The following is a 16,258-nucleotide window of genomic DNA, read 5'->3' as shown; positions in this document are numbered from 1 at the left end:
TGCCGGTTGGCCGACGGACAACCACGAGCGATCGCCGCGGTCCGTGAAGGCGGTCACGTTGCGGCGCGCGCTGGACGGCAGGGTTGTGTACCATCGGGTGTCGCCGCCGCATGGGGAAACCGCGGGTCGGGCGATGCGGGCGATCCACGCCAAGACGTGGACGGCCGGACACAACAATAACGAACCACTCCGGGGAAATACTCATGTCCAAAGGACAGTCCTTGCAGGATCCCTTCCTGAACGCCCTGCGTCGCGAACGCGTGCCCGTGTCCATCTACCTGGTCAACGGCATCAAGTTGCAGGGCACCATCGAATCGTTCGACCAGTTCGTCGTGCTGCTGCGGAACACCGTCAGCCAGATGGTCTACAAGCACGCCATCTCCACCGTGGTGCCGGCGCGCAACGTGCGCGTGGGACCGGGCGGCGGCGTGGTGCAGGCGAGCGAGACGCCCGAACAGGAAGCCGAACCGGCCTGACCGCCGCCGCGTCGCCCCGCCTTGCGCGGGGCGACTTGAAGCAGGGCGGCACGGCCCACATCTAGGGGGACCAAGCCGTCCCCGCCGAGCCGATGCCGACCCAACTCTTCGAACGTTCCCGCAAGGGCGAACACGCCCTGCTGATCCAGCCGCATGCGGGTGGCCGCCCGGACGAGGCCGACCTCGAGGAATTCGCCGATCTCGCGCGTTCGGCCGGGGCGACGGTGGCGCACCTGCTCACCGCGCGCCTCGACCGGCCCAACCCGGCGACGCTGCTGGGCGGCGGCAAGCTGGAGGAAGTGAAGGCCGCCGCCGATGCCACCGGCGCCGACCTGATCCTCGTCAACCATCCGCTCACGCCCGGCCAGGAGCGCAACCTCGAGAAGTTGCTCGAGCGTCGCGTGGTGGACCGCACCGGGTTGATCCTCGACATCTTCGCGCAGCGTGCGCGCAGCCATGACGGCAAGCTGCAGGTCGAACTGGCCCAGCTCAAGCACATGGCCACGCGCCTGGTGCGGGGCTGGACCCACCTCGAGCGCCAGCGCGGCGGTTCGATCGGCCTGCGCGGCCCCGGCGAAACCCAGCTCGAAACCGACCGCCGGCTGCTGCAGAAGCGCGTCGACATGCTGCAGAAGCGGCTGGAAAAGGTGGAAGTGCAGCGCACGCAGATGCGTCGCGCCCGGGTGCGCAGCGAGCTGCCGCGCGTGGCCCTGGTGGGTTACACCAATGCCGGCAAGTCCACGCTGTTCAACGCGCTCAGTGGTGCCGATGCGTACGCCGCCGACCAGCTGTTCGCCACGCTGGACCCGACGGTGCGCCGCATCGAGCTTCCCTCCGGCGGCGTGGTCCTGGCCGATACCGTCGGCTTCGTGCGCGACCTGCCGCACGAACTGGTGGCCGCGTTCCGCTCCACCCTGAGCGAGGCGCGCGAGGCCGACCTGCTGCTGCACGTCATCGACGCCGCCGACCCGCTGCGCAGCGAGCGCATCGCACAGGTCGATGCGGTACTGGCCGAGATCGGTGCCGGCGACATCCCGCAGGTACTGGTGTTCAACAAGATCGACCGGCTGGGCGCGCCGGCGGAGGGACCGCGGGATGCGGATCCTGCAGCCGCGACGCAGGACGCGCCAACGCCCGCGCCCGCCGATGCCGCGCCCGGCGGCATCCCGCCGCGCCGCGACCAGCCCAACGAGGGCCGCGAGCGCGTGTGGTTGTCCGCGCGCGATGGCCTGGGCCTGGACCTGCTGCTGCAGGCCCTGGGCGAACGCCTGGGCCAGCGCCGCATCGTCGCCGAGCTGGCCCTGCCCACGTCGGCCGGTCGCCTGCGCGCGCGCCTGCACGAACTGGACGCCGTGCGCGACGAAACCCATGACGAGGGTGGATGGCGGCTGTCGATCGACATCGCCGAAGCCGACGCTGCGCGGCTGGCCGCCCGTGAGGAAGGCGCGCCGCTCCGGGCACTGTTGCCGGAGCCCGAGCCCGAAGTGGAGTCCACGTAGGGCACGCTCGGCCCGTGGCCGGGCAGGGCCGTGCAATCCCTGAAGCCACCCGCCCGGCTTGCGGCAGGCAGGATCGCCCCCACCCTGTAAACTAGGTCGCAGACGGTGTCGCGGGCGCGGGACAAGCCCCGCCCCGGCAGCGGAATCGAACGATCGCCCCCGGCCTGCAGGCCGCGCGGCACCAGATTGGAGCAGGCATGGCCTGGAACATCCCCGGCAAGAACAACAGCGGGCCCGATCGCGGGCCCGGCAACAACAACGGCCAGAACCCCTGGCCGCCCAAGCGCAAGCGCCCCTCGGGTAGCGGCGGTGGCGGCTTCGACCGGATCGGCGACGGCCTGCGCGACCTCTTCGGTGGCGGCGGTGCCGGTGGCGGCAATCCGCTGCGCTGGGTGGCGATCGCGCTGGCGCTGTGGCTGGTGTTCAACTGCTTCGTGCTGATCGGCGAAACCCAGCGCGGCGTGGTGCTGCGCTTCGGCGAAATCGCCCGGATCATGCAGCCCGGCCCCAACTTCAAGGCGCCGTGGCCGATCGAGCGCGTGCAGAAGGTCGAGGCCACGCAGATCCGTCGCTTCGAGCGCACCATGCCGGTGCTGACCCGCGACGAGAACATCGTCAACGTGTCGTTCAACGCGCAGTTCCGCGTCAGCGATCCCGAACTGTTCCTGTTCGGCACCCGCAACGCCGAGAAGATGCTGGAGGAAGTCGCGCAATCGGTGGTGCGCGAACAGATTGGCCGCGCCGACCTGGATGCCGCGCTCAACGCGCGTGGCCCGCTGTCGGTCGCCGCGGCCACCGCGCTGCAGGCTTCACTGGATGCCTACCGCACCGGCCTGGTGGTGACCGAGCTGAACCTGCAGGACGCGCGTCCGCCGGAGCAGGTCAAGCCCGCCTTCGACGAAGTCAACAGCGCGCAGCAGATGAACGAGCGCCTGGTGAACGAGGCCCGCGCCTACGCCGCGCAAGTCGTGCCCGAGGCACGAGGCGAGGCCGCGCGCCTGCGCACCACCTCGGAAGGCTACAAGGAGGCCGCCATCGCACGCGCCAGCGGTGATGCGCAGCGCTTCACGCTGCTGGTGGACGCCTACCGCAACGCGCCCGAAGTCACCCGCAAGCGCCTGTGGCTGGAAACCGTGCAGCAGGTGCTGGCCGACAACCGCAAGATCGTCGGTGGCGATGGCCGCCAGCTGATCTACGTGCCGATGGCCGGGCAGGGCGGTGGTGGTAGCCCGCCGCAGCAGCCGCTGCTGACGCCCGAGCTGATCTCGCCCTCGGTCTCGGCCGAAACCCCGGCCCCGGCGCGCACGACGCCGCGGCCCACCCGTGGACAGGGAGGTGCGCAATGAAGCCCGGACTGGTCATCGGCCTCGTGGTCGCCGTGTTGCTGGGCCTGATGGGCTCGGTGTACGTGGTGCGCGAAGGACAGACGGCGCTGGTGCTCAACCTCGGTCGCGTCGCGCGCACCGACATCGGCCCCGGCCTGCATTTCAAGATCCCGCTGATCGAAAGCGCGCGCGTGTTCGACCGCCGCTTCTACACTGCGGAGTTCCAGCCAGAGCGCTACCTGACCTCCGAGCGCAAGGACGTCAGCGTGGACTTCGTGGCGGTGGCGTACATCTCCAACGTGGGCGATTTCTTCCGCGCCACCGGCGGCAACGAGGACATCGCCAACGATCGCCTCGCGCCCATCGTGCGCGACTCGCTGCGCAACGAGATCAACGCACGCACCCTGACCCAGCTGGTGTCGGGCAACCGCGCCGAGCTGATCGAAAAGCAGCTGCCGGGCATCAACCAGGGTGCGCAGACGCTGGGGCTGAACGTCATCGACATCCGCTTCAAGCAGATCGAACTGCCGACCGACAGCGACGTCATCGCGCAGGTCTACGATCGCATGCGCGCCGAGCGCAAGCAGGTGGCCAGCCGCCTGCGCGCGGAAGGCGAGGAGCAGGCGCGCATCATCCGCGCCGAGGCCGATCGCGAGCGCACCGTGCTGCTGGCCGAGGCCGAGCGCGACGCGCAGGTGCTGCGCGGCGAAGGCGACGCCGAAGCCACCCGCATCTACGGCGTGGCGGCGAACCGCGATGCCGGGTTCTATGCCTTCCAGCGCAGCCTGGAGGCCTACCGCGCGGCGTTCGCCGATGGCGAAGGCATGATCGTGCTGGAGCGCAACGACCCGTTCCTGCAGTACCTGCGCAGCGACCGCTGACGCACCGACGGGGTCGCGACTTCCGCAGCGCCTTCCTCCTGCTGTTTCGAGCGTTGCGTCATGACGCCTCCCTTCCCCCGCAAAGCGGGGGAAGGGGCCGAAGGCGGATGGGGGCACTCTCTGAAGGCATGAGGCCCGAAGCCGCAGCACCAACCCGTTCCCTCATCCCCGCGACCCGGAAGCGAACCGCGCGTCCGATCAGGCGGTTGCCCAGAGACGTTGCTTCCCGCCGATCCGAACGTCGATGAAGCCCCACGCGCGCCGCAAGCGATCAGCCACAGGCGCAGCACCCGCTCGGCACGCCGTGCGGTCCGCCCCGGCGTCCCTGCGACAATGACGCACGACCGGCCACGGGTCGCCTCCCTCGACAACACCCAAGGAATGCCCCCATGACCGACCTCTGGGCCGCCCTCTGCCTCGTCGCCGTCCTCGAAGGCCTGTTCCTGTTCGCCGCCCCGCGCGGCTGGAAGCGGGCCGCCGAACAGATGCAGGCGCTGCCGGACCGGCAGGTGCGCATCATCGGTGGCATCGTGCTGGCCATCGGGCTGGTGGCACTGGGGTTCGTGCGCGGCTGAACGGGGTGGGCGAGAGGCTGCGACGAAGCTAGCCCCGGCCGCGAAAAACCCGGAGAATGCACAAAAGCCGGTTGGGCCGATTCGATCAGAACGGACCACCGGCTTTTTCCGTGTCTGGCCCCGGCGTGGCCGACGGTTCCCCGATGGAACCCGACGCATCCACCTCGCCACGGGCCGGAACGGCCAATCCCTGCGGCCCCGATGGCCGCACGCAAGAGGAGTGGACCGTCATGGGTCAGTCAGTGGTGGTGTTGGGCGCCCAGTGGGGCGATGAAGGCAAGGGCAAGATCGTCGACCTGCTGACCGAAGAGATCGGCGCGGTCGTGCGTTTCCAGGGCGGGCACAACGCCGGCCACACGCTGGTCATCAACGGCAAGAAGACGGTGCTGCACCTGATTCCGTCAGGCATCCTGCGCGAGGACGCGCTGTGCCTGATCGGCAATGGCGTGGTGATCTCGCCGGCCGCATTGATCAAGGAAATCGGCGAGCTGGAAGGCGCCGGCGTCGAGGTGCGCTCGCGGCTCAAGATTTCGCCGGCAGCGCCGCTGATCATGCCGTACCACATCGCCCTCGACCAGGCGCGCGAGATCAAGGCCGGCGGCAAGGCCATCGGCACCACCGGCCGTGGCATCGGCCCCGCGTACGAAGACAAGGTGGCGCGTCGCGGCATCCGCGTTGCCGACCTGCATTACCCCAGGCAGCTGGAAGAGTTGCTGCGTACCGCGCTGGACTACCACAACTTCGTGCTGACCCAGTACCTGGGCGGCGAAGCCATCGACTTCCAGAAGACCTACGACGAAGCGCTGGCCTTCGGCGAATACGTGCAGCCGATGAAGTCCGACGTGGCCGGCATCCTCCACGACCTGCGCAAGCAGGGCAAGAAGGTGCTGTTCGAAGGCGCGCAGGGCGCGTTGCTCGACATCGACCACGGCACCTACCCGTACGTCACCAGCAGCAACACCACCGTCGGCGGCGCGTATGCCGGCACCGGCGTGGGCGCGGATGCCATCGACTATGTGCTGGGCATCGCCAAGGCCTACGCCACGCGCGTGGGCGGCGGCCCGTTCCCGACCGAACTCGACGACGAAGTCGGGCAGGGCATCCGCGACCGTGGCCAGGAATACGGCGCCTCCACCGGCCGCCCGCGTCGCTGCGGCTGGATGGACATCGTCGCGCTCAAGCGTGCCGTCGCCATCAACGGCATCAGCGGCCTGTGCATCACCAAGCTCGACGTGCTGGATGGCATGAAGACGCTGAAGATCTGCATTGCCTACGAATACCGCGGCAAGCGCACCGAATACGCCCCGCTCGACGCCGCCGGCTGGGAAGAGATCACCCCCGTGTACCTCGAATTCCCCGGCTGGGACGAGAACACCCACGGCGTGACCGAGTGGGACAAGCTGCCCCCCGCCGCCCGCGCCTACCTGCGCGCGCTGGAGGAACTGGCGGGTTGCCCGCTGGCCATCGTCAGCACCGGGCCGGACCGCGACCACACCATCGTGCTGCAGGACCCGTTCGCCTGAGCATGGGCACGCTGCGCGCCATCGCGGCGGCCACGGCCTGGCTGGGGGCCGCTGCGTCGTCGACGGTGCAGGGCCAGGCGTTCGATGTCCCGCCGGTGCAATGGCCGGCGGTCGCCGAGCGCGCCATGTCGGTGCAGGGCTTCGTCCCCGACGGCTGGCGGCTTGAGCACCATGTCGAGGGTCGGCTGGACGACGATGCCCGGCCCGACCTGCTGATCCTGCTGCGCATGCAGGACCCGGCCAACATCGTCGAACACGACGGGCTGGGCATGTCGCCGTTCGATACCAACCCGCGCATGCTGGTGATTGCGCTGGCGGATCCGGATGGCGGCTACCGTCGTGCCCTTGTCGACCGGGCGTTGATTCCGCGCCCCGAATCCCCGGTGATGGACGACGTGTTGCAGGACGATCCCGCGCACGCGATCCGCATCGCCGACAACCGCGCGTTCTCGGTCGCGTTGCACAGCTGGGCCAGCGCGGGCAGCTGGTTCACCAGCCGCCGCAGCTTCACCTTCCGCTGGCAGGACGGCTGCTTTCGGCTGATCGGACTGGACACGTTCGAACTGCATCGCGGCTCCGGCGCAACCGCAGAGGCCAGCATCAACTACCTCACCGGGCGCGCGTGGACCCGCACGGGCAGCATCGAGGACGACGACGGCGACCGGCAGCCGCATCGCCTGGCGAAACGCAGCATGATCTGCCTGGAAGATGTCGGCGATGGCCTTTCGTTCCAATCCGGGCTGACCGTCGAGGATTGATCCGGCCTGCAATTTCGGAGCGGACCCTGCCTGCGATCACCATCGTCATCCCGGCGCAAGCCGGGGCGCACCCTCGCGCCACGTCGCCACGGCCGGTCGCCCGGAGGAAGGCGCGCAGCGCAGCACGCCGGGCTCCGCGATCAGCCGTCCCCGTAGCCCGCGTGCGCCTCGTGCACCCCGCCGGCCGCATCGGCATGGAGGTGCCTGCGCAGCCACGCGGCGAAGTCGGCTTCCGACAGGCTGCCTTCGGCGAGCGCAAGATAAACCGGGTACAGCGCCACGTCGTCGGCATCCAGCACCGCCCCGTTGAGCAGGATGAAGGTTTCGCAGGCCACCGCGGCGGTGCGCTTGTTGCCGTCGACGAACGGGTGGTTGCGCGCCAGTCCGAACGCCAGGCTTGCGGCCAGGCCGGCCAGATCCGGCGGCGGGTCGCCATAGGTGTGCAGTTGCTGCGGGCGGGCAAGCGCCGAGTCGAGCATGCCCTCGTCGCGCACGCCGCTGCCTCCACCGTGTTCGGCCAATTGCCGCTCGTGGATGGCCAACGCCAGCGCCTTGCTGATCCAGACGATCATGACCGGTACCTACTGGGCCAGCTTGTGCAGCAGACCGCGGCGCTTGCGCATGACCTGTTCGGCCACTTCCATCTGCTTCGCCAGCTCCGGATCGAACACGGTCAGCTTCACCCCGTCCGGGGTTTCCAGTGCATACAACTCGTCGCCCTTGCCCAGGCGCAGGCGGGCCAGCAGCTCCTTGGGCAGGATGACGCCGGCGGAATTGCCGATGGTGGTGATCTTGAGTTTCATGGCGGGCTTTGGGTGAATGTTATAACTAACGTTATCACATTCACGTCGGTTCGGTCGATTGCGCCCCCGTTCGTTTCGCTGGTGCTGCAAACCGCTTGCGATCACGACGTACTTCGGTCAAATTCGCTATTCGCGAATAGCGAATATGGTGCCGACGTGGAACTCAAACCCCAGGAACTGCTGGTTCTGCTGAAGGTATCGGCACATCCCGCGCGCAAGTTCACATTCGCCGCGCTGGCCAAAGAACTCTCGATGAGCGCCGCCGAAGTCCATGCCAGCGTCAAACGCGCCATCGCGGCCGGGTTGGTCCACCAGCGCGGCCGTGGCGACTGGTCACCGATCCGTCCGGCGCTGCAGGAATTCCTGCTACACGGCGCACGTTATGCGTTCCCTGCGGAAATCGGGCCGGCCAAGCGTGGCGTGCCCACCGCGCACGGCGCACCGCCACTGCAGGGCGTGTTGCTGGGTGGCGACGAGACGCCGGTGTGGGCGCATCCGAAAGGCAGTGCGCGGGGGGCGTCCATCTCGCCGATCTATCGCACAGCGCCGCAGGCGGCGTTGGCCGATCCAGCGTTGCACCGCCTGCTGGCGCTACTGGATTCTTTGCGAATTGGACGTGCGCGTGAACGCGAGCTGGCCACGAAATTCCTGATCGAAGAACTGCGTGGCCTGGATGCGGCGGCCTGATCCCAACCTGCCGCACCTGCTTGCGATTGCCCAGGCACTGGGCGACCTGCGCGAGCAGGTCGTGTTCATTGGCGGTTCCACCGCAGGCCTGCTGCTGACCGATCCGCTGGCCGAAGGCGTGCGCCCCACGCTGGACGTGGACGCCGTCGTCGAAGCGCATGACCTGATCCATTTCTATCGCATCGAAGCGCAGCTTGAGCAGCGCGGTTTCATGCGCGATGCCGACAGCGGCGTGATCTGCCGCTGGAAGCACAAGCCTTCCGGCGTGGTGTTCGACCTGATGCCGGTGGATGCCGCCGTGCTGGGGTTCAGCAACCGCTGGTATGGCGAAGCCGTCGCCACCGCACAGCCGCTGCAACTTGCCGACGGTGTGGTCATTCGCATCGTGGCCGCGCCAGCCTTCGTGGCCACCAAGCTGGAAGCATTCCTCAGTCGCGGCAAGGGCGACTTCCTTGTCAGCCATGACTTGGAAGACGTACTCAATATCGTCGACGGCCGTGATGAGCTGATGGATGAGCTGCAGGCCGCGTCCATGCAACTGCAGGGCTTCGTGGCCGAAACTTTCGCGGGCTTGCTGGTCAAGTCCGATTTCATCAATAGCCTGCCCGGCCTCGTCGCGGACGCGGATCGGGCAGGCGTCGTGCGTGAGCGCCTTGAGCAGATGGCTAAGCTGCGCACGCCAGAACAAAGGAACTGATCCGTGGCATCCAACGAACACAATCTCCAACGCTTCCTCGACGTGCTTACCGAGCTGGGCGGCCAGGCCGGCAACCAGCGCCTGGCCGAGACGCTGGGCTGGCAGGACAGCACTTACCAGCGGATCAAGGCGCAGTTGATCGAAGACGGGCGCATTCGCACTGGGCGTGGACGGGGCGGCTCGGTTGCGCTCACCGACGGGGCGGATGCAGTCACACCCAAGGCCGTGCGTAATCCAGTGCGGACGAACCAGGCGACGCAGCGTGAACCGACCTCCAAGTCGAATGGCGACCGCAATGGTGGTGCCGGCACCTACAGCCAGGCCTTCAACGCCATCGACAAGGCCATGCGCAACGATGAAGGCCTTGCGTCCGAGTTGGACTACGCCGAGCAGACCTCGTGGCTGCTGTTCCTGAAATACCTCGACGACATGGAACACGAGTGGGCCGACGAGGCCGCGCTCAAGGGCAAGACCTACACGCCGATCCTCACCAAGCCCTACCGCTGGCAGGACTGGGCCGCGCCGAAGACGGGCGATGGCAGGCACGACCCCAATGCCCTGACCGGCAGCGACCTGATCGAATTCGTCAACGGCAAGCTGGTTCCGCACCTCAAGTCGTTCAAGGACAGTACGGTCCAGGCCGACAGCCTGCAGTACAAGATCGGCGAGATCTTCTCGGAAGTGTCCAACCGCTTCCGCTCCGGCTACACCCTGCGCGATGTGCTGCAGATCGTGGACACGCTGAGCTTCGGCAGTTCCGAGGCCAAGCACGAGCTGTCCGACCTGTACGAAACGCGTATCAAGCGCATGGGCAACGCCGGCCGCAACGGGGGCGAGTACTACACGCCGCGCCCGCTGATCCGCGCCATGATCCAGGTGGTGCAGCCGCAGATCGGCGAGACCATCTACGACGGCGCCTGCGGCAGCGCGGGCTTCCTGTGCGAGGCCTGGGAGCACCTGCGCCGCCGCGACCTGTCCGCGAAGGACTGGGACACCCTGCAGCGCAAGACCTTTTACGGGCAGGAGAAGAAGTCGCTGGCCTACGTGCTGGGCGTGATGAACATGATCCTGCACGGCATCGACGCGCCCAACATCCGACACTACAACACGCTGTCCGACAGCGTCATGGACATCCAGCAGAAGGATCGCCACGACATCGTGCTGGCCAACCCGCCGTTCGGCGGTGGCGAGCGCAAGGAGGTGCAGCAGAACTTCCCGATCCGCAGTTCGGAGACGGCCTACCTGTTCCTGCAGCACTTCATCCGCAAGCTGAAGGCCGGCGGCCGCGGCGCGGTGGTCATCAAGAACACCTTCCTCAGCAACACCGACAACGCCAGCATCGAGCTGCGCCGCGAATTGCTGGCCAGCTGCAACCTGCATACCGTGCTGGATTGCCCGTCCGGCACCTTCCAGGGCGCGGGCGTGAAGACCGTGGTGCTGTTCTTCGACAAGGGCGCGCCCACGCGCAAGATCTGGTACTACCAGCTCGATCCCGGGCGTTCGATGGGCAAGACCAACCCGTTGAACGACGCCGACCTGGCCGAGTTCGTGCAGTTGCAGAAGACGAAGCCGGGCGGCGAGAAGAGCTGGACGGTGGATGTGGCCGATGTGGATGCCGCCACCTGCGACCTGTCGGTCAAGAACCCGCACGCGCCGGAAGCGGCGCCACAACGCACGCCGCAGCAGATCATCGATGACATGCTGGCGCGGGATTTGGAGACGGCGAAGTTGCTCGCGCAGGTGAGGGCGATGCTGTGAGCACACTTGGTGCTGTCGAGCGCGCTGAATGCCCAACGATTGGGATTGCTGGGCTTGAGGCGACGGGTGTCATCCAGCTCGGTAGGGGGAAGGTCATCTCGAAAGGAGACTTGGCTTCAACCCCTGGGCGTTACCCGGTTTATTCGTCAGCCAAGGAGAACGATGGGAAGTTCGGTGAGTATGGGCTCTTTATGTTCGACGAAGAACTGATCTCATGGTCGGTGGATGGCGGTGGCGCTCTGTTCCACAGACCAAAGCATAGATTCTCGATCACCAATGTCGGGGGGTTCATTCGAATACTCAAGCCGGAGCGAATCTTTTGCCGCTACCTATATTTCGCGCTCTCGCACTTGCACAGTCAGGTGAAGTTTGATTGGGTGCGAAAGGCCCACCCCTCTGTCATACGCAACGTGTACACAGACATTCCGCTTCCGAATCTGGACGAGCAGAAGCGCATCGTCTCGGTACTGGATGAGGCCTTCGCCGCCCTCGATCGTGCCCGCGCCAATGCCGAGGAAAACCTACGCGCTGCGCGCGATCTATTCCATGCGGAACTGCAGCGGCAGTTCGGTTCGGCACGCGAAGATGCGGACGTGCTTCCGTTCGAATCAATATGTGAGCCGTTGACACCGACCGTGAAGCTGAAGCGTCAGGATTACCTCGATGAAGGTACCTATCCGGTGGTTTCACAGGAAGCGGATTTGATCTCCGGCTATTGGAACGATCCATCCGCTGTCATGAGTATTGAGGGTCCAGTTGTGGTGTTTGGCGATCACACCTGCTGCCTGAAGTACGTAGATTTCGATTTCGTCGTGGGTGCCGATGGCACAAAGGTTCTGCGGCCATTCGAAGGAGTCGCCGCGAAGTTCTTGTATTACGGACTGCGCAGTCAACCGATACAGCAAACCGGGTATGCGCGTCATTTCAAGCTGCTTCGAGAGACGTCTCTGCCTAAGCTGTCGATACAGGAGCAGAGGCGAATCACGGAACATCTTGATGAGATGGATACTGAGTCCGGAAAGCTGGCGAAGGCGTACGAAGGCAAGCTGACCGACATCGCCGCTCTCCGCCAATCCCTGCTCCAAGCCGCCTTTTCCGGCCAGCTGACCTGACGTACCCGCTTGACCCGACCGCTTGTATCACACCTGTGCTACATTGCCTCCAGCCCACCGCCGGGAGCCCCGCATGAGCACCACCACCATCCGCCTGCCGGACGCGCTCAAGGCCCGCATCGCCAAGGCGGCGGAAGCGGCGGGCACCACGGCGCACAACTTCATCCTGGAAGCGATTGCCGAAAAAGCCGAGCAGGCCGAGCGGCGCGCCGACTTCCATGCGGAGGCCGATCGCCGTTGGGGCGAATTCCTCGAGACTGGCGAGAGCGTTCCCTGGGAGGAGGTGCGGCAATATCTGACGAGCCGCATCCAGGGCAAAGACACACCACGTCCCGTCCCCCGCAAGTTCGCGAAATAGCATGGCGCGCGTCGAGTTCCTGCCGGCTGTCACCGAGGACCTGCGGCGCATCATCGATCATCTGGACCAGCACGAGGCCGAGCACATCCAGGAGCGGCTGGGCGAGATTGTCAGTGCATCCGATGTGCTCACGGACAATCCGCTGATCGGGCGCGTGACGCGCGGCGATCTGCGTGAACTGGTGATCGGCCGGGGCGCCCGCGGCTATATTGCGCTCTATCGATACGTGGACGCACTGGATGCCGTATTCGTCCTGGCGATCCGCGCGCAGCGCGAGGGGGGCTATGCACGCGACGCATGAAACCGAGGCCGATACCCGCGCCAACCGCATCGACCCGGTGCTGCGCGATGCGGGCTGGGGCGTGGTGGACGGTGCACATGTCCATCGCGAACTGATCTGCCCGGGCCGCATCCTCGGCGGCGGCCAGCGCGGCACCGCACTGTCGGCGGATTACGTGCTGAGTTATCGCGGCCGCAAGCTGGCGGTGATCGAGGCCAAGCGGGCGGGGCTGGGCCACACCACGGGCGTCGGCCAGGCCAAGGACTATGCCGGTCGGCTGCAGGCGCGCTTCGCCTATGCCACCAACGGCATCGGCTGGTATGGCATCGACATGCACACCGGCGCGGAGGGCGACATCGCCTTGCCGTTCCCCACGCCCGAGCAGTTGTGGTTGCGCTGCTTCCCCGACGGCAACGACTGGCGCGAGCGCCTCGGCGCAGTGCCATTCGAGACCGGCGGTGGCAAGTGGCAGCCGCGCTATTACCAGCACAACGCCATCACTGCCGTGCTGGACGCGATTGCGAACGACCGTGACCGCATCCTGCTGACGCTAGCGACGGGCACCGGCAAGACGTCCATCGCGTTCCAGATCGCGTGGAAGCTGTTCCATGCGAAGTGGAACCTCAGCCGTGACCCGGTGCGCCGCCCGCGCATCCTGTTCCTGGCCGACCGCAACATCCTGGCGGACCAGGCCTTCAACGCGTTCAGTGCGTTTCCACCGGATGCGCTGTGCCGCATCCGCCCGGAGGAAATCCGCAAGAAGGGCGGCATTCCGCGCAACGCCAGCGTGTTCTTCACCATCTTCCAGACCTTCATGACCGGTGGCGGCGAAGCGGAAGGCGAAGCCGGGGACGCGCAGTTCACCTTCGAAGGCTACGAGCCGGAGTTCTTCGATTTCATCGTCATCGACGAATGCCACCGGGGCGGCGCGCGCGACGAGAGCACCTGGCGCGCGATCCTCGAGTACTTCAAACCTGCGGTGCAGCTGGGCCTGACCGCCACGCCAAAGCGCGACGTCAATGCCGATACCTACGCCTACTTCGGCGAGCCGGTCTACACCTACGCCCTGAAGGAAGGCATCGGTGACGGCTTCCTGACGCCGTTCAAGGTGCGGCAGATGGCCTCGACACTGGACGAGTACCGCTTCACGGACGGTGACCAGGTGCTGGCTGGTGAGATCGACCGCGACAGGACCTACACCGAGACGGACTTCAATACCCGTCTGGTCATCGACCAGCGCGAGCAGAGCCGGGTGCAGGAGTTCATGGACCAGATCGACCAGCGCCAGAAGACGCTGGTGTTCTGCGCCACGCAGGACCATGCCGCACGAGTGCGCAACTTCATCAACCAGGTGAAGGACAACCCCGACCCGCACTACTGCGAGCGGGTGACGGCCGACGACGGTGACCTGGGCGAGCGCCACCTGCGCGAGTTCCAGGACAACGAGAAGACCCTGCCGACCATCCTCACCACCTCGCAGAAGCTGTCCACCGGCGTGGACGCGCTGAACGTGCGCAACATCGTGCTGCTGCGCCCGATCAAGTCGATGATCGAGTTCAAGCAGATCATCGGGCGCGGCACCCGTACCTTCGAGGGCAAGGATTACTTCACCATTTACGACTTCGTGAAGGCGCACCAGCATTTCAAGGACCCGGAGTGGGACGGCGAGCCGTTGCCGCCCGATGCACCGGGCAACCCGCGCCCACCGCGTGGTGACGGCGAGGAGCCGCGCCCTCCGCCGGAGACCACCGGTGGCGGTGGCGTGGAAGAGCCGCCACCGCCGGAGCGCATCGTGGTGAAGCTGGCGGATGGCAAGGAGCGCAGCATCCGCTACATCGCCGCCACGACCTACTGGCACGAGGGGCGACAGATCACGGCGCAGGAGTTCATGGCGCAGTTGTTCGGCGACCTCGGCGCGCTGGTCGCGGATGAGGACGAGTTGCGCACCATCTGGAGCGACCCGGACAGGCGCGAGGCCTTCATCCAGCGCCTTGCCGACCTGGGTTACGACAGCGACCGTCTGGATGACATGCGGCGCCTGATCGACGCGCCCAACAGCGACATCTTCGACGTGCTGGCTTACGTGCGCTTCACGCTGGCGCCGCTTGCCCGTTCCGAGCGGGTGCAGTCCGCCAAGGCGCAAGGCCTGGGAGGCTACGAGCGCGAGATGCGCGCGTTCCTCGAGTTCGTGCTGGACAAGTACCAGTACGAAGGCATCCGCGAACTCGCGTCAGGAAAGATCGCCGACTTCCTGCGTATCCGGTATGGCGGCGTCAATGATGCCAAGCGTGCCCTGGGAAGCGTGGATGACATCCGGCGTGCGTTTGTCGATATCCAGGGGCATCTGTTCCGGTAGCGCGTGCACAGAGTAGGTGATGTCGGAGGCGCGAGCCGGTTCCTATGAAGGCGGAGCGGGAGCCCGGACGGGGCCGTGAACATCGAAGGGCAACATCACCATTCGTTCCTGCCATCCAGTTCCACCACCGGCAAGGCGGACAGGTCCAGACCGTCGAACAGGCGCGCGTTGACGCAGACGCGTGGCTGGCTGAAATCGGGGCCGTCTTCGGTCCACGAGCACAGCAGGTCGCTGTGCGTCGAGCAGCCGCAGCGGGCGCAGTGGTAGTGGACGTGCTGCATGCGGTCGGAGGAATACGAGGCCCGGTGGAGGGTGGCATGCACCACTACCTGGTCGCGCGGGTAGTACGTCCACAGGCCGCCGCGCTTGCTGCAGAAGCTGCAGTTGCACGCGGTGAGTTCGGGCGGCGGCACGGCGACTTCGATGCGCGTGCCGCCACAGTGGCAGGTGGCGACCAGGGGCGTGGCAGCGGTAGGGTTCGCCTGCATACTCAAGCCTCCGCGCCTGCGCCTTCCCAGGTCTTGCGATAGGCCGGGCGCGACTGGAACGCCTGCAGCCAGCGCTGCACATTGTGGTGGCCATCGACCGGCACGCCGCAGTAGGTGCTGTAGGTGACCACGCAGGCGACGATGGTGTCGGCCAGCGAGTAGTCTGCGCCGAGCAGCCAGGGGCGATCGGCCAGATGCGCATCCAGCCGCCCGAGTGCGGCGTCCATGCGCTGCATGGCGTCGGCCGCCAGCGGCGCGTGGTGCAGCGCCGGATCGACATCGGGGCTCTGCGTGAACTTGGCGACGTTGATCAGCATGCCGTAGCTCACGTAGACCCACGTGGTCCACGACAGCGCAACCAGCCGCTCGGGCGTGTCCGCCGCGGGCCACAGGCCGCGCTCCACGCCATGGCGGTCGCCGAGCCACTGCATGATGGCGAGGGTCTCGTACAACGGCGTGCCGTCGACCAGCAGCGTCGGCACCACGCCATGCGGATTGAGGGCCAGGTAGTCGGCCGATTTCTGCTCGCCGGCCTGCAGGTCGAGCATGACGATGTCGGTGTCGGGGCGGGTGTCGAGGCCGAGTTCGGCCAGGGCATGAACGACCGGGGTGGCGCTGGACATGGGGGCGGCGAACAGGGTCAGGGACATGGCGATCTCCTTGCGGATGGCGAGTGGAAAGG

18 protein-coding genes are annotated in these 16,258 nt (G+C 66.7%); 14 read left to right on the top strand and 4 right to left on the bottom strand.

Annotated elements, in window-relative coordinates; translation table 11 throughout:
• The first annotated feature begins 203 nt into the window (after window positions 1-203).
• The 7 genes from hfq to E2F46_RS05220 all read left to right on the top strand — a co-directional run bounded on the left by hfq (window position 204) and on the right by E2F46_RS05220 (window position 7,037).
• Window positions 204-476 carry an RNA chaperone Hfq gene (hfq, locus tag E2F46_RS05250; RefSeq protein WP_133321043.1) on the top strand — a complete coding sequence of 91 codons (273 nt, stop codon included), beginning with the start codon at window positions 204-206 and terminating at the stop codon, window positions 474-476.
• A 92-nt stretch (window positions 477-568) separates the two neighbouring features.
• Window positions 569-1,975 (top strand): ribosome rescue GTPase HflX, encoded by a 1,407-nt coding sequence (gene hflX, locus E2F46_RS05245; RefSeq protein ID WP_133321042.1) that lies wholly within the window; start codon window positions 569-571, stop codon window positions 1,973-1,975.
• Between the two features lie 197 nt (window positions 1,976-2,172).
• On the top strand, window positions 2,173-3,321 hold the full coding sequence (gene hflK, locus E2F46_RS05240) for an FtsH protease activity modulator HflK (protein WP_133321041.1): 1,149 nt from the start codon (window positions 2,173-2,175) through the stop codon (window positions 3,319-3,321).
• The gene (gene hflC, locus E2F46_RS05235) at window positions 3,318-4,181 is read left to right on the top strand and encodes a protease modulator HflC (protein ID WP_133321040.1); all 864 of its coding nucleotides are present in this window, start codon (window positions 3,318-3,320) and stop codon (window positions 4,179-4,181) included. Before hflK ends, hflC begins: the two co-directional genes overlap by 4 nt.
• Window positions 4,182-4,570: 389 nt before the next feature.
• Window positions 4,571-4,756: a DUF2065 domain-containing protein gene (locus E2F46_RS05230; protein ID WP_133321039.1), complete on the top strand. Its 186-nt coding sequence runs from the start codon at window positions 4,571-4,573 to the stop codon at window positions 4,754-4,756.
• A 230-nt stretch (window positions 4,757-4,986) separates the two neighbouring features.
• The gene (locus E2F46_RS05225; RefSeq protein WP_133321038.1) at window positions 4,987-6,279 is read left to right on the top strand and encodes an adenylosuccinate synthase; all 1,293 of its coding nucleotides are present in this window, start codon (window positions 4,987-4,989) and stop codon (window positions 6,277-6,279) included.
• Between the two features lie 2 nt (window positions 6,280-6,281).
• Window positions 6,282-7,037, top strand: coding sequence for a hypothetical protein (locus tag E2F46_RS05220; RefSeq protein ID WP_243720313.1), 756 nt, complete (start codon window positions 6,282-6,284; stop codon window positions 7,035-7,037).
• Window positions 7,038-7,177: 140 nt separating this feature from the next.
• Here the strand turns inward: E2F46_RS05220 and E2F46_RS05215 are convergent, their stop codons facing one another.
• Window positions 7,178-7,609: a type II toxin-antitoxin system death-on-curing family toxin gene (locus E2F46_RS05215; RefSeq protein WP_133321037.1), complete on the bottom strand. Its 432-nt coding sequence runs from the start codon at window positions 7,607-7,609 to the stop codon at window positions 7,178-7,180.
• Window positions 7,610-7,618: 9 nt separating this feature from the next.
• Window positions 7,619-7,840 carry an AbrB/MazE/SpoVT family DNA-binding domain-containing protein gene (locus E2F46_RS05210; RefSeq protein WP_133321036.1) on the bottom strand — a complete coding sequence of 74 codons (222 nt, stop codon included), beginning with the start codon at window positions 7,838-7,840 and terminating at the stop codon, window positions 7,619-7,621.
• Window positions 7,841-7,996: 156 nt separating this feature from the next.
• On the opposite strand from E2F46_RS05210, the gene E2F46_RS05205 reads away from it, so the two are divergent.
• From E2F46_RS05205 to hsdR, 7 genes are all read left to right on the top strand, one after another.
• Window positions 7,997-8,527: a MarR family transcriptional regulator gene (locus E2F46_RS05205; protein ID WP_133321035.1), complete on the top strand. Its 531-nt coding sequence runs from the start codon at window positions 7,997-7,999 to the stop codon at window positions 8,525-8,527.
• Window positions 8,514-9,224 carry a hypothetical protein gene (locus tag E2F46_RS05200; RefSeq protein ID WP_133321362.1) on the top strand — a complete coding sequence of 237 codons (711 nt, stop codon included), beginning with the start codon at window positions 8,514-8,516 and terminating at the stop codon, window positions 9,222-9,224. The genes E2F46_RS05205 and E2F46_RS05200 overlap by 14 nt, the downstream gene beginning before the upstream one ends.
• Window positions 9,225-9,227: 3 nt before the next feature.
• The gene (locus E2F46_RS05195) at window positions 9,228-10,982 is read left to right on the top strand and encodes a class I SAM-dependent DNA methyltransferase (protein ID WP_243720312.1); all 1,755 of its coding nucleotides are present in this window, start codon (window positions 9,228-9,230) and stop codon (window positions 10,980-10,982) included.
• Window positions 10,979-12,094 (top strand): restriction endonuclease subunit S, encoded by a 1,116-nt coding sequence (locus E2F46_RS05190; protein WP_133321034.1) that lies wholly within the window; start codon window positions 10,979-10,981, stop codon window positions 12,092-12,094. Before E2F46_RS05195 ends, E2F46_RS05190 begins: the two co-directional genes overlap by 4 nt.
• 73 nt (window positions 12,095-12,167) lie before the next feature.
• Complete coding sequence (locus E2F46_RS05185) at window positions 12,168-12,452, top strand: CopG family ribbon-helix-helix protein (protein ID WP_133321033.1); 285 nt, start codon at window positions 12,168-12,170, stop codon at window positions 12,450-12,452.
• Window position 12,453: 1 nt separating this feature from the next.
• Complete coding sequence (locus E2F46_RS05180; RefSeq protein ID WP_133321032.1) at window positions 12,454-12,753, top strand: type II toxin-antitoxin system RelE/ParE family toxin; 300 nt, start codon at window positions 12,454-12,456, stop codon at window positions 12,751-12,753.
• A complete protein-coding gene (gene hsdR / locus E2F46_RS05175; protein ID WP_133321031.1) occupies window positions 12,737-15,088 on the top strand; it encodes an EcoAI/FtnUII family type I restriction enzme subunit R in 2,352 nt (783 codons plus the stop codon). Before E2F46_RS05180 ends, hsdR begins: the two co-directional genes overlap by 17 nt.
• 95 nt (window positions 15,089-15,183) lie before the next feature.
• On the opposite strand, the gene E2F46_RS05170 is transcribed toward hsdR, so the two are convergent.
• Both E2F46_RS05170 and E2F46_RS05165 read right to left on the bottom strand, forming a co-directional pair.
• On the bottom strand, window positions 15,184-15,576 hold the full coding sequence (locus E2F46_RS05170; protein WP_133321030.1) for a GFA family protein: 393 nt from the start codon (window positions 15,574-15,576) through the stop codon (window positions 15,184-15,186).
• A 2-nt stretch (window positions 15,577-15,578) separates the two neighbouring features.
• Window positions 15,579-16,226 (bottom strand): glutathione S-transferase family protein, encoded by a 648-nt coding sequence (locus tag E2F46_RS05165; protein ID WP_133321360.1) that lies wholly within the window; start codon window positions 16,224-16,226, stop codon window positions 15,579-15,581.
• Window positions 16,227-16,258 lie beyond the last annotated feature (32 nt).

This window comes from Luteimonas aestuarii, from assembly GCF_004357985.1.
Taxonomy (GTDB): domain Bacteria; phylum Pseudomonadota; class Gammaproteobacteria; order Xanthomonadales; family Xanthomonadaceae; genus Luteimonas; species Luteimonas aestuarii.
Note: the sequence above shows the minus strand (reverse complement) of the source record. Positions and strands in the feature narration are given on the sequence as shown.